We start from the raw sequence: 12,694 nt of genomic DNA, 5'->3' as shown, positions 1-12,694 counted from the left end.
TTTTTTCTTTTCCCTTTCTTCTTCTGGGGTGTGGGAGTCCCCCCACGCAGCGGTCTTCGACAGCTGGCCCGAAGCGGCCAAGCCCCTGCCGCCGGTTCCGCCAGCCGCCATGGCCTTCGACATTTCCGGCGCCACGGTCACGGCGGGCGCCGAGCGGTTCACCTGGTCCGACAAGCCGGCTAGAACCGCGCCATGAGCGACGTCGTCATCTATCACAATCCCGCCTGCGGCACGTCCCGCAACACCTTGGCCTTGCTGCGCGAGAAGGGCGTGGAGCCCCAGGTCGTGGAGTACCTGAAGGCCGGCTGGACCCGGGAGCAGCTTACGGATCTGATGGCCCGCAGCGGCCTTTCCGCCCGCGAGTTGCTGCGCGAGCGGGGCACCCGCGCCGACGAGCTCGGCCTCACCGATCCGGCCACCTCCGACGAGGCGATCGTCGCAGCCATGATCCTCGATCCCGCCCTGGTGAACCGCCCGATCGTGGCGACGCCCAAGGGTGCGGCGCTGTGCCGTCCTCCCGAGCTTGTGCTGGGTCTGCTCTAAGGCAGGATAGGCGGCGGGCGACGCGATTCGCGTCGCGCCTCTGTCGCTCGAACGTCACGGAAAAGACTTACCGCCGATTAACGAAATCCGCCGATGCTGCCCCGGCCGTCGCTTGGCTCCGGGATTCGGCGGCCAGGAAGTTGGCGCCCGACGCGCGGTCGGGCACGAGGTCTCGGCGGCCCGCGCGGGCCGCACAAGTGTGGGGGCAGAATGCAAGAGTTCGATCCGCGGCGGCCCGCCCTTCGCCTGACTCCCCGATTGGTGCTCGGCGTCGCCGGCGCCGCCACGGTGATCGCCGGCTGGCAGGCCATAGCCTCGGCCACCGCGCCCGTTCCTCCGGCGCCGATGGATCCTGCGGAGATCGCGGCCCTGCAGCACGCGGCCTTCACCCAGGCGGAGGCCCAGCCCGGCTTCACCCGTCCTGAGAACGTGCCCGTCCGCGTCCTGCCCGGCGAGACCCTGGAAAACGCCGTCCGCCGCGCCGGCGTGGCGCCCGAAGAGGCCCGCGAGGCGGTGGAGACCCTGGGCGCGGCCATGGACACCGTGCACATCAAGGCCGGCATGGCCTTCGACGCCGCCGTCGCGCGCCCGCGCGGCGAGCGCGGCCACGCTCGGCTGGTGGGGCTTTCCCTGCGCACGGGCCCCGCGACCGCCATCACCCTCTCGCGCACCTTCGACGGGGCCATGCGCCTGCGCGAGATGGAGGAGAAGATCCGCGAGGAGAAGATGGTCGCCCGCGGCGAGATCGCGGGCTCGCTCTACGAGAGCGCCTCGCGCCTGGGCGCCAATCCGACCCAGGTCGTCAACATGGTCAAGCTGTTCTCCCACAAGGTGGACTTCGACCGCGACCTGAAGCCCGGCGACGAGTTCGTCATGATCTTCGACCGCAAGGTCACCGAGAGCGGCCGCACCATCGACAACGGCCCCCTGGAATACGCCGCCATCCGGGGCGTGCAGTTCTATCGCTTCCAGCGTTCCGACGGCCAGGTCGAGTACTTCGACGAACAGGGCAAGAACGTCCGCGGATTCCTGCTGCGCACCCCGGTGGACAACGCCCGCATGACCAGCCGCTTCGGCATGCGCCGGCATCCGATCCTGGGGTACAATCGCATGCACCAAGGCATCGACTTCGGCGCCGGCGCCGGCACGCCGATCTTCGCCGCGGGCGACGGGGTGGTGGTGGAGGCCCGCCGATGGGGCGGCTACGGCAACTGGGTCCGCATCCGTCACGCCGGGGGCTTCGAGACCGGCTACGCCCACACCTCGCGCTTCGCCAAGGGCATCCGCGCAGGCCAGGCGGTGAAGCAGGGCCAGGTGATCGCCTATGTCGGCTCTACCGGCGCCTCCACCGGACCGCACCTGCACTACGAGATCTGGCACCATGGAAAGCGGATCAATCCGGTCGGCGCCAAGGTGCCGCAGGGCACCGTCCTGGCCGGGGCCGAACTCGCCGCCTTCAAGGCCCAGAAGGCTCGCATCGACCGGATGATCGCGGGCGAGGCCGACGGGATCCAACTGGCCCGAGCCGACACGGACGAGGCCAAGGCCGCAGGCCTGCGCCGCACGAGCGCCGAATAGGTTTCCGTAGCGTCCGCCTTCCAAGCGGGGGGCGTACACCGTAAGGTCAGGGCTTCACGCCTTCGTCTTGCGGGAGCACACGGTTGACCGTCGCCATCGAACCCAAGGTCCGCGCGCGCTATGCGGCCAAGCGGGACGCGATCATGGCCGCCGCCACCACGGTCTTCGCCGACCAGGGGCTCAGCGGCTTCACGCTCGCCGCCGTCGCCAAACGGATGGACCTGCACCCGGTCAGCCTGACCTATTATTTCAAGCGCAAGGAAGATCTGGCCGCAGCGGTCCTCTACGAGACCATCGACCGCTACGGCGAGATGCTGAGCCTGGCCGAAGCGGGGGCGACCCCGCCGGAGCGGCTGCGCACCCTGGTCACCGCCTATTTCGAGACCCGCGCCCGCGTCGCTCTGGGCCAGGAGATCCCGCTGGCGCCCTTCAACGAGATCGCCCTGATCGAGGGGGAGCAGCACGCGCCCCTGATGGAGGCCTTCCACACCATCTACATCCGCATCGCCCAGCTCCTGAAGAGCGAGGAGATGCCGTGGATGACGCGGCTGAAGCGGCAGGCGCTGGCGCGGCTGGTGGTCAACGCCCTGACCTGGTCGGATTCCTGGATCGGCGGTTATGCGCCGGAGGACTATCCCCGCGTCGCCGCCCGTATGGCCGAGATCATGCTGGACGGCCTTGGCCGCTCCTGGCCGCAGCTCGAACTCCTGCCGCTCGGCACGCCCAGCGCCGAGAACGACGAGGTGACCCGCGACCGCTTTCTCGTGGCCGCCACCAAGCTGATCAACAAGGAAGGCTATCGCGGCGCCTCGGTGGACAAGATCTCCGCCGAGCTGAAGGTGACCAAGGGATCCTTCTACCACCACAACACCGACAAGGACGATCTGGCCGCCGCCTGCTTCGGGCGCAGCTTCGACCTCATCGATCAGGCGCGCCGCCAAGCGACGTCCGCGCCCACCGGTTGGGAGCGGCTCTGGCTTGCAGTCGCCTCTCTCTCCATGCACCAGGCGGCCGGAGACGGCGGGCGGATGCTGCGCCACTACGCCCTGTCGGCGGTGCCGCCGTCGATGCGCAAGCAGCAGATCGTCCGCTTCCAGCAGATCGCCCACGCCTTCGCCGGCGTGATCTCCGACGGCGTCGCCGACGGCTCGATCCGGGCGGTCGACCCCCTGCTGGCCGCCCATTACGTCATGGTGGTCTACAATGTGGCCCTGCCGATGGATCGCGCCCTGGCGGGCGACACCACGGGCTTGATCGAGGACTATGTGAAACCGGCCCTCGGCGGCTTCTTCAGCCAATAGGTTCCGGCGTCGCGCGCGGCGACAGATCGCGAAGCACCGAACGCATCAGCTCCACATCGGTCAGGATCGGCGGCGGCTCCCCAAACCGTTCCCGCCAGAGCTCCGCCATGCGGCGCTGTTCTTCGTTCGGTTCCACCTGCACGCGGGACTCCCCGAGCTACGCCCTCGTCCCGAAACTCGGTAGAACCGATCCGGTTCTCGCCAGAACAAAAATTTCTTTGCTTATTAAGCGGTTAGCCTTAACCGGCGTGGTTCAGGCTGAAAAAAGCCCTCCGCGAGGGGAGGGCTTTCTCAGGGTGGTTTTCGGCTCGGATCAGTCGAAAACGATGACCGAGCGGGCGAGCTCGCCCTTCTTCATTTCGGCGAAGCCTTCGTTGACCTGCTCGAGCTTGATGCGCTGAGAGATCATCTGGTCGAGCTTCAGCTTGCCGGCCATGTAGAAGTCGACCAGGCGCGGCATGTCGACCGGGAAGCGGTTGGAGCCCATCATCGAGCCCTGGATCTTCTTTTCCGACAGGAACTGGAAGCCCGGCAGGGTCACGTTCTGACCGATCGGGATCATGCCGATGATGTTGGCCGTGCCGCCCCGCCGCAGCATGGCGAAGGCCTGTTCGGCGGTCTTCGACAGGCCGATGGCTTCGAAGGCGTGGTGCACCCCGCCCTTGGTCATTTCCATGACTTCCTTGACGGCGTCGGTCTTGGAGGCGTCGATGAAGTCGGTCGCGCCGAACTCGCTGGCAAGGTTGCCCTTGGAGGCGACCATGTCGATCGCGATGATCCGGCTGGCGCCCGCAATGGCCGCGCCGTTGATCGCCGCCAGGCCCACGCCGCCGCAGCCGATGACCGCCACGGTCTCGCCGGGCCGTACGCTGGAGGTGTGGATCGCCGCGCCCACGCCGGTCATCACCGAACAGCCGATCAGGGCCGCCCGATCCAGCGGCATGTCCTTGCGGATCGCCACACAGGCGTGCTCGTGGATCAGCATCTGCTCGGCGAAGGAGGACAGGTTCAGGAATTGCGGCAGGGGCGCGCCGTTCTGCTTCAGACGCGGCTCGTCCTCGGCGCCGCGCTTGGTGTCCGGCGAGACGCAGAGCGACATATGCCCGGTCAGGCAGTGCTCGCAGTGGCCGCAGAAGGCCGACAGGCAGGTGATCACGTGGTCGCCCACCTTCACCGTACGCACTTCCGAACCCACGGCTTCCACGACCCCGGCGCTCTCATGGCCCAGCACCGCCGGCAGCGGATGCGGATAGGAGCCTTCGATGAAGTGCAGGTCGGAGTGGCAGAGCCCCGCGGCCTTGGTGCGGATCAGCACTTCGTGCGGGCCCGGCTTGTTGATCTGGACGTCTTCGATCTGAAGCGGCTTGCCCACTTCGCGCAGCACTGCGGCCTTCATCCTTGGCTTACTCCCCGAGCCGGCGCCCCTGTCGGGCGGATTCCTGGAAACCGCGGTATGGCCGCGGCGGCCTTCAGCTTATCGCCGTTCAGATGGCGGCGGCCAAGAGGGTTTTTGCGGAAACGCCGATGTGACAAGGCCCCGGCGGAGCCGGGGCCTTGAGTGGCGAAGCTACGCGCGCAGCCTTAACGGTCGGTCGGACCCCAGATCGCCGCTCGCGTGGAGCTCGACACCAGCGCGTCGCCGGAGGCCGAGAGGCTGGAGGCCGGCACATCCACCGTCCTGCCGTCGGCGCTCAGCGTGACCGTGCCCTCCGCCCCGGCCGAGCCGGGCGTCACGTGCAGGATCCGGCCCACATCTGCGCCGGTGGAGTCGCGGACGACGGCGCCGGGCGTCAGCTGGGCGTCGGCGGCCGCGGTCGCAGTGTCGGCGGCCGCGCCGGTCTCGGCCGTCGCCCCGGTTGGGCTGTCGGGCGCCGCAGCCGCCGGCGGATCGGCAGGCGGCGTGGACGCCGGGGCGTCGGTCTGGGCGAAGGCCGGGCCGGCGACAAGCGCAGCGCAGGCGGCCGCTGCGAGAAGGTCTCTGCGCATATTGGTGGTCTCCCTCGAACCCCCCTGCCAGGGTTGCAAACACCCCAGCTCCGCAGGAGGTTCCAGGACTCTCGCTCAAGCCGGAGAGGCGGCGGGCGCCTTGGGGCGCAGCCAAGCCAGGTTGGGCAGGGCCGGCAGGCGGAAGGGCAGCAGCGGCCGCCGCTCGGGCAGGCAGGCCTCCAGCCGGGCTAGAAGCTCGTGCGTCGGGCCGTCGTTGAGGAAATGGTTGGCGCCGGGCACGCGGTCGAACCGGATGGGGCGGCGTGTGGTCGTCTCCCGCGCCAGCTGCTCGGCCGCCTCGATCGGGGCGAAGTCGTCCTCGTCACCGTGGACGACATGGACCGGCATCCGCAGCCGCGGCAGCGCTTCGCGCATGTGGTCGAGCTGGGTGGGCTGCCCGGTCACCTCAAGAACCGCATGCTTCAGGTCGCGGGGAATGAAGCCGACGACCTTGGAGCCCCACTCCAGCAGCCATCGGGCTGTCGGCCCCGATTGGCCGAAATAGCCGGAGAGAAGCACCAGGCTCGCCACCTTGCGCGGATGGGCGGCCGCCATCAGGGTGGCGATGGCCGCGCCGTAGGACTGGCCGACCAGCAGCACCCTTTGGCCGCGCGGGGCGTCGAGCAGCGGGGCGAGCGCCTGGGCCTGCAGGCGGATGTCGCCGACGTAGCTGAACGGCTCGGAGCCCGCATAGCCCGGCCGGTCGACCACCACCATCTCGCGATCCTGCGGCAGGTCGGCCAGGGCTTCGGCCCAGTATTCGGCCCAGGAGGGAGCGCCGGTGACCACCACGATCTTCCAGGGCGCCGGTCGCTCGCGGGGCGTGGTCAAGGCCGAGAGCCGCCAGCCCAGCCCGCCGCCGGCGGCGAAGCTGACCCTTCGAACGATGTCGTCGGGATAGTCCAGGGACGTCGGCGCATGCTCGGTGCGCCCGGTCGCGGCGCACTCGATGCAGGCCCACCCCATCGAAATCACGCCCTTGGGTCTCTTACGCGCCACGCGGTCAGCTCCCATGCCGGTGCTCCTTCACCTGGGCATCTGAACGCGGAACTGCAAGCCAGGTTCTAGACGGGCGCCGGATCGGCGATCTGCTCGCGAAGCTGCCGCTTCAGCACCTTGCCGGTCGGCCCGATGGGCAGGCTCTCGACGATCCGGACCTCGTCGGGGACCCACCACCTGGCCACGCGCCCGGCCACATGGGCCTTGAGTTCGTCCGGCTCCGCCGAGAAGCCCGGCCGCAGAACCACCAGCAGCAGCGGCCGCTCGTCCCATTTCGGATGCGGCACGCCGACCGCTGCGGCCATGGCGACCGCCGGATGCGATGAGACCGCATCCTCCAGGTCAAGGGTGGATATCCACTCGCCGCCGGACTTGATTACGTCCTTGGCGCGGTCGGTCAGGCGCAGATAGCGCTCGGCGTCCAGAGTGGCGATGTCGCCGGTGTCGAACCAGCCGTCGCCGAGGAAGGCCTGGGCGCCGTCGTTCTTGAAATAGGCCGAGGCGACCCAGGGCCCGCGCACCTGCAAGGCCCCGGCGCTCACGCCGTCGCGCGGCTGCACCGTCCCGTCCTCGCCGAGGATGCGCAGTTCCACGCCCCAGAGCCCCCGCCCCTGCTTCAGCTTGCGCTGGGCCGCGAGGGCCTCGTCCTCGCCTTCGTGCTTGGCCAGCGGCGTGTTGATCACGCCCAGCGGGCTGGTCTCGGTCATGCCCCAGATCTGGCGCACGGTGGCGCCCAGTTGGTCCTCCACGCGGCGGATCAGGCTGGCGGTCGGCGCCGAGCCGCCGATGGCGACATTCCGTACGCTGGTCAGCCGCTGGCCGGTCGCGTCCAAGTGGTCCAGCACGCCGACCCAGATCGTCGGCACGCCCAGCAGGAAGGTGGCCCGTTCGGCCAGGGCGAGTTCGCAGATCGCGGGGCCGTCGAGCTGCCGCCCGGGCAGGATCAGCTTGGCCCCCACCAGCGGCGCGGCGTAGGGCGTGCACCAGGCGTTGGCGTGGTACATCTGGGCGCAGGGCAGGACGGCGTCCCGCGCCGACAGGTCGAAGCAGTCGGGCGCGATCAGCGCCATGGCGTGCAGCACCGTCGAGCGGTGGCCGTAGAGCACGCCCTTCGGATTGCCGGTGGTGCCCGAGGTGTAGCAGAGGGCCGAGGCCTGCCGTTCGTCCAGCTCCGGCCAGTCGAACTGCGGCGAATGGGCGTCGATCAGCTCTTCGTAGACCAAGGTTCCCGCCGGCGCTTGCGGCGGCAGGTGCGGCCGGTCGGTCATGGCCGCGAAGGTCCGCACCGTGGCGAGTTTCGGCGCCAGCTCGCCCACCAGCTCCCCGAAGGTGACGTCGAAGAAGAGGACCGTGTCCTCGGCGTGATTGGCGACCCAGGCGATCTGGTCCGGATGCAGGCGCGGATTGATGGTGTGCAGCACCGCCCCGATCCCGGCCACGGCGTAGTAGAGTTCGAAGTGGCGGTGGGTGCTCCAGGCCAGGGTCGCCACCCGGTCGCCGGGCTTCACCCCCAGCGCGATGAGGGCGTTGGCCATGCACTTGGCCCGGGCCAGGGCGTCGGCATAGCCGTAACGGTGGATCGGCCCTTCCACCGTCCGCGTCACGATCTCGCGCTCGCCATGGTAGGCCGCTGCGTATTCGAGGATCGACGGCAGGTTCAGCGGCCGGTCCATCATGAGCGCCAGCATCGACTCCCTCCCCTTATCGCTGTTCAGAGAAGGTTAGGTCGGGCCAGGCCGCTGCGCCAGACGCTCAGGCCGCCATCCGGGCCTTGAAGACGCCGGCGGGCAGGCGAGCCGAGCGCGAGGGATGGATGAAGAAGTAGTCCTTCCAGGGCAGGTCCGGCACGATGCCGCTCCGCTCCTCCAGCAGATCGCCGTTCAGGGCGAACATGCGATAGCCCCGCGAGAGGAAGAACTCGACCACGCCGTCGGCCGAGCCTTGGAACCGGCTTTCCAGCATCACCGGGTGGATTTCCACCAGGACGTGGGGGCGGTCGCGCTCGATCACGCCGAGCGCGCCGTTCAGCGCCTTCTGCTCGGCGCCTTCGATGTTCATGCGAATGAAGTCCACACGATCGAGCCCCTGCTCGCGGCAATAGCCATCGAGGGTCACGACGGGCGTCGGCTGGAGGACGGCGCCCGCGTCCTCCAGATCCGGTCGGACCGGTCCTTCCGGCAGGCTGTCGGCCAGGAAAGCGTAGGCCCGGCCCATGCGCCCGGAGGTCTTCTTCGGCGTCACCAGCAGGAGCTCGCCCGCCTGGTCCGAGACCGCCGCATGCACCGGCGTCACTTGGCCGGCGATACCGTGCCAGGAGAGGCAGGTCTTCAAAACCTCGAAGGCGAAGGCCGAGGGCTCGAAGGCGTGGATCTTCGCCCGCGGCGCCACCTGGGTCATGACATAGGTATGGCGGCCGTCGCTGGCGCCCACGTGAAGACAGAGAGGCGAACCGGACAGGAGATCAGCCAGAAAGGGGGTCTCCGGCTCGTGCTTCGACCACGTCATGTTGCGCCGCCAGGCGCGGAAAGCGTGGTTGAGCACGCGAAGCGATGGCATCGAAAGAACTATCCTCTTGAACAGCCTTTTATGCCGTCTCGCGCGTCACCGTCATCATGTAGTTGACGTCGCAGTCCGAGGATCGTGTCCAGCGCCCGCGCAGGGGCTCGTAGGTCACGCCGAACGGGCCGTGGACCGTCACCGGCTCGCCCGCCAGGAAGCCGCGCAGCTCCTCCGGCTTCAGGAACTTGTTCCAGTCATGAGTGCCGGCCGGCAGCCAGCGCAGCACATATTCCGCCCCCACCTTGGCGAGCGCAAAGGCCTTGAGCGTGCGGTTCAAGGTGGCGACGATCATCAGCCCGCCTGGGGCCAGGAGGCGCGCGCAGGTGCGCAGGTACTCGCCCGGATCGGCCACGTGCTCGATCACCTCCATGTTGAGGATCACGTCGAAAGGCCCCTCGCCGGCCGCCACCAGCGCCTCGGCTGTGGCGCAGCGATAGTCGATGGAGAGGCCCTGCTCCGCCGCGTGCGCCGAGGCGGTGCCGATGTTGCGCTCCGAGGCGTCCACGGCGGTCACCGAAAAGCCCAGCCGGGCCATCGGCTCCGACAGCAGGCCGCCGCCGCAGCCGATATCCAGCAGGCGCAGCCCCTCGAAGGGCCGGCGCAGGGAGCCGTTGCGGCCGAAACGCTCGAGAACCTGGCTGCGGATGAAGGCCAGCCGCACGGGGTTGAACCGGTGCAACGGCGCGAACTTGCCCTTGGGGTCCCACCATTCGGCGGCGATGCGGGAAAAACGCTCGACCTCTTCAGGGTCGATGGAAGACACGGGGGCTGCGACAGTCATGGGTCCCTTTTCCACCCCAGCGAGGCGCGACGCAACCGAAGCTACGCGGCGGCTCGCCGCACCCGCCAAGGGGCGCCGTCTTGCCGATGGAGGCGGCTTTCGCAGGGCGACGAGGCAGAGATTGCCCCGAGACGATCTCGCCGCTATGAGGCGCAGCCCTTTCGTTCATACGGAGCTCGCGCCCTGTCCCGGCTGGTGATGAAATTCGGCGGCACCTCGGTGGCCGACCTGGAGCGCATCCGGCGCGTGGGCCGGCTGGTGGCGGCGGAAGTCGAGGCCGGCCATCGCGTCGCCGTGGTGGTCTCGGCCATGGCCGGCAAGACCAACGAGCTGGTCGCCTGGACCGACGGCGCGGGCGCCGCGGCGCAGGGCCTGCCGGCCTCGGATGACGAGTACGACACGGTCGTGGCTTCCGGCGAGCAGGTGACCGCCGGCCTCCTGGCCATGACCCTGCGCAATATGGGCCTGCGCGCGCGCTCCTGGCTGGGCTGGCAGATTCCGATCCTGACGGACGAGGCCCACGGCCGGGCGCGCATCGACGACATCCCGCCGGAAAAGCTGAACGCCGCGCTCGATGCCGGCGAAGTGGCGGTGATCGCCGGCTTCCAGGGCGTGACGCGGGACGGGCGCATCGCCACCCTCGGCCGCGGGGGCTCCGACACCAGCGCGGTGGCCATCGCCGCCGCCGTGAAGGCCGTGCGCTGCGACATCTACACCGACGTGGACGGGGTCTACACCACCGATCCGCGGATCGAGCAGAAGGCGAAGAAGCTCTCCAAGGTCTCTTACGAGGAGATGCTTGAGATGGCCTCGCTGGGCGCCAAGGTGCTGCAGACCCGTTCGGTCGAGCTGGCCATGGCGCAGAACGTGCCCGTGCGGGTGCTGTCCAGTTTTGTCGAGCCCGGCGAAGCGCCCGGCCAAGGCACCATCGTGTGCGACGAGGAGGAGATCGTGGAAAAGCGGATCGTGAGCGGCGTCGCCTACAGCCGCGACGAGGCGAAGATCAGCCTCTTCGGCCTGCCGGACCATCCGGGCGTCTCGTCGGAGATCTTCGGCGCGCTCGCAGACGCCAATGTGAACGTGGACATGATCGTCCAGTCCCACGCCCGCGCGGCCGGCACGGCGAACATGGAGTTCACCGTCGGCAAGCGCGACGCCGCCCGGGCGGTGGAGATCGTCCGCGCCGCCCAGCCGAAGATCGGCTTCGAGGACGTCCAGGTGAACGAGGACGTGGCCAAGGTTTCCGTGATCGGGGTCGGCATGCGCAGCCATGCGGGCGTCGCCAAGACCATGTTCCAGGCGCTCGCCGACAAGGGCGTGAACATCCAGGTGATCTCCACCAGCGAGATCAAGATCAGCGTGCTGATCGACGCGGCCTACACCGAGCTGGCGGTGCGCGCGCTGCACGCCGGCTTCGGCCTGGACCAGCTCTAGGAGCCTGTCCGAGTAATCGCCAGGGCGGCGGAGACAGGCCGGCGCACAGGGCACGGAAGCGCCCGCCGGCTCCGCCGCCCCGGCTCAGCGCGTGAACCGCCAGGCGGTCCAGACGCCGAGAGCGGCCACGGGCGCGGCCGTGGCGAACACCCAGAGCCCGGCGGCCTGGGCGGTTTGTTCGGTAAGTCCTTCCGAAAACCCGACAAGGTTGGCGACAGCCCCCGCGGCGGCCGCGCCGACCGCCGAGCCGGTGAGGCGCACCGTGGTCATGCCGGCCGCCCCTATGGCCCGCTCCGCGTCGACCAGCGAGGCCAGGATCCGCTGGCTCATGAAGGCCCAGGAGAGGCCGAAGCCGCCGCCCAGCAGGGCGCCGGCGGCGATCACCCCAGGGATCGAACCGGCGGGAAAGGCGAAGAGGCTCGCCGTCACGCCGGCCGCGGCGACGACCGCGCCCAACCGGATCATCCGCACGGGCCAGGCGCCCGTGAGATGGGCGACCGCCAGGCCCGCCGCGGTCCAGGCCAGGGCTTCGCCGGCGACGATATAGCCGGCCAGCAGGGCCGAGGCGCCGGCGAGCGCCTGGAGGATGGCCGGGCCGTAGATGGAGAAACCCATTGAGGCGGCGGTCAGCAGGAACATGGTGGCGAAGCCGGCGCCGGGCAGGCTCTTCAGGCTGCCGGAGCCGTGCGGCAGGAGGCGTACGGCGGCGCGCCCGTCGAACCGCACCATGAGGATGAGCAGGCCGACGCCCAGGGCGACGAGGATCGCGGAGCGCGCGAAGTCGCCGGCTAGGTCCGCCAGGCCGATGGCGCCGACGCCCGCGGCGATCAGGCCGAGCTGCGGCCAGGCCACACGGCTGGAAGCGTCGCCGTTCTCGCCCCGCGGCAGCAGCGTCCAGGCCGCCCAGGCGACGCCCACGGCCTGGATGGCGAAGAACCAGAAGGCCCAGCGCCAGACGCCCAGGTCGGCGAAGATCCCGCCGATCAGCGGCCCCAGCAGGCTGGCGATCCCCCAGATGGCGGTGACCGAGGCGTAGACCCTAGGCAGCAGGCGGTCGGGGAACATCAGCCCGATGGCCACCGAACAGAACCCCACCACCCAGCCGCCGCCCAGCCCCTGCAGCAGCCGGCCGACCAGGAAGGTCGCCATGTCCGGCCCAGCCGCACTGAGCGCGCAGCCCGCGGCGGTGAGCAGGGCCGCCGCCGCCGTGGCGCGCCGCAGGCCGAAGCGCAGGGCCAGGAGCCCCGAGCTCGCGCCGGCCATCACCGAGCCCAGCAGGAAGCCCGCCGTCGCCCAGCCGAACCAGGCATAGCCGCCGAGATCGGCCCCGACGCTGGGCATGATGGTGGCGGTGACCAGACTGTCGGCGGCGGTGATCCAGACGCCCAGGCAGATCAGGACGAAGCGCGGCAGGCGGCCCTCGCCCAGCACGTCCCGCCACCCGCCGTCGGCGCGGTGGGCGCCGCGGTCCGTCGCCTGCGACATTTGACAACCTCTAACTTTGCAATTTGCA

13 protein-coding genes are annotated in these 12,694 nt (G+C 69.6%); 5 read left to right on the top strand and 8 right to left on the bottom strand.

Annotated elements, in window-relative coordinates:
* The 4 genes from ACK41C_RS09535 to ACK41C_RS09520 all read left to right on the top strand — a co-directional run.
* Window positions 1-196 (top strand): hypothetical protein (locus ACK41C_RS09535; protein ID WP_409653149.1); only part of this gene is annotated, 196 nt, incomplete at its 5' end.
* Window positions 193-543 (top strand): arsenate reductase (glutaredoxin), encoded by a 351-nt coding sequence (gene arsC, locus ACK41C_RS09530; RefSeq protein WP_409653147.1) that lies wholly within the window; start codon window positions 193-195, stop codon window positions 541-543. The genes ACK41C_RS09535 and arsC, both read left to right, overlap by 4 nt.
* Before the next feature lie 210 nt (window positions 544-753).
* Window positions 754-2,121: a peptidoglycan DD-metalloendopeptidase family protein gene (locus ACK41C_RS09525; protein WP_409653145.1), complete on the top strand. Its 1,368-nt coding sequence runs from the start codon at window positions 754-756 to the stop codon at window positions 2,119-2,121.
* A gap of 83 nt (window positions 2,122-2,204) precedes the next feature.
* Window positions 2,205-3,422, top strand: coding sequence for a TetR/AcrR family transcriptional regulator (locus tag ACK41C_RS09520; RefSeq protein WP_409653143.1), 1,218 nt, complete (start codon window positions 2,205-2,207; stop codon window positions 3,420-3,422).
* Here the strand turns inward: ACK41C_RS09520 and ACK41C_RS09515 are convergent.
* The 7 genes from ACK41C_RS09515 to ubiG all read right to left on the bottom strand — a co-directional run bounded on the left by ACK41C_RS09515 (window position 3,412) and on the right by ubiG (window position 9,747).
* A complete protein-coding gene (locus ACK41C_RS09515) occupies window positions 3,412-3,564 on the bottom strand; it encodes a hypothetical protein (protein WP_409653142.1) in 153 nt (50 codons plus the stop codon). The genes ACK41C_RS09520 and ACK41C_RS09515 overlap by 11 nt on opposite strands.
* Before the next feature lie 171 nt (window positions 3,565-3,735).
* Complete coding sequence (locus ACK41C_RS09510; protein WP_409653141.1) at window positions 3,736-4,818, bottom strand: Zn-dependent alcohol dehydrogenase; 1,083 nt, start codon at window positions 4,816-4,818, stop codon at window positions 3,736-3,738.
* 185 nt (window positions 4,819-5,003) lie between these two features.
* Window positions 5,004-5,408 (bottom strand): hypothetical protein, encoded by a 405-nt coding sequence (locus ACK41C_RS09505; RefSeq protein ID WP_409653139.1) that lies wholly within the window; start codon window positions 5,406-5,408, stop codon window positions 5,004-5,006.
* 75 nt (window positions 5,409-5,483) lie between these two features.
* A complete protein-coding gene (locus ACK41C_RS09500) occupies window positions 5,484-6,422 on the bottom strand; it encodes an alpha/beta fold hydrolase (protein ID WP_409653138.1) in 939 nt (312 codons plus the stop codon).
* Between the two features lie 50 nt (window positions 6,423-6,472).
* The gene (locus tag ACK41C_RS09495) at window positions 6,473-8,095 is read right to left on the bottom strand and encodes a long-chain-fatty-acid--CoA ligase (RefSeq protein WP_409653136.1); all 1,623 of its coding nucleotides are present in this window, start codon (window positions 8,093-8,095) and stop codon (window positions 6,473-6,475) included.
* Between the two features lie 64 nt (window positions 8,096-8,159).
* The gene (locus ACK41C_RS09490; protein ID WP_409653134.1) at window positions 8,160-8,963 is read right to left on the bottom strand and encodes an FkbM family methyltransferase; all 804 of its coding nucleotides are present in this window, start codon (window positions 8,961-8,963) and stop codon (window positions 8,160-8,162) included.
* 28 nt (window positions 8,964-8,991) lie between these two features.
* Window positions 8,992-9,747 carry a bifunctional 2-polyprenyl-6-hydroxyphenol methylase/3-demethylubiquinol 3-O-methyltransferase UbiG gene (gene ubiG / locus ACK41C_RS09485; protein ID WP_409653133.1) on the bottom strand — a complete coding sequence of 252 codons (756 nt, stop codon included), beginning with the start codon at window positions 9,745-9,747 and terminating at the stop codon, window positions 8,992-8,994.
* Between the two features lie 183 nt (window positions 9,748-9,930).
* On the opposite strand from ubiG, the gene ACK41C_RS09480 reads away from it, so the two are divergent.
* Entirely contained in the window at window positions 9,931-11,181 is a 1,251-nt protein-coding gene (locus tag ACK41C_RS09480) for an aspartate kinase (protein WP_409653976.1), read from the top strand.
* 84 nt (window positions 11,182-11,265) lie between these two features.
* Here the strand turns inward: ACK41C_RS09480 and ACK41C_RS09475 are convergent, their stop codons facing one another.
* Window positions 11,266-12,666 (bottom strand): MFS transporter, encoded by a 1,401-nt coding sequence (locus ACK41C_RS09475; protein ID WP_409653131.1) that lies wholly within the window; start codon window positions 12,664-12,666, stop codon window positions 11,266-11,268.
* Window positions 12,667-12,694: the final 28 nt, after the last annotated feature.

The organism is Phenylobacterium sp. (genome assembly GCF_046290725.1).
Taxonomy (GTDB): Bacteria; Pseudomonadota; Alphaproteobacteria; order Caulobacterales; family Caulobacteraceae; genus Phenylobacterium.
Note: the sequence above shows the minus strand (reverse complement) of the source record. Positions and strands in the feature narration are given on the sequence as shown.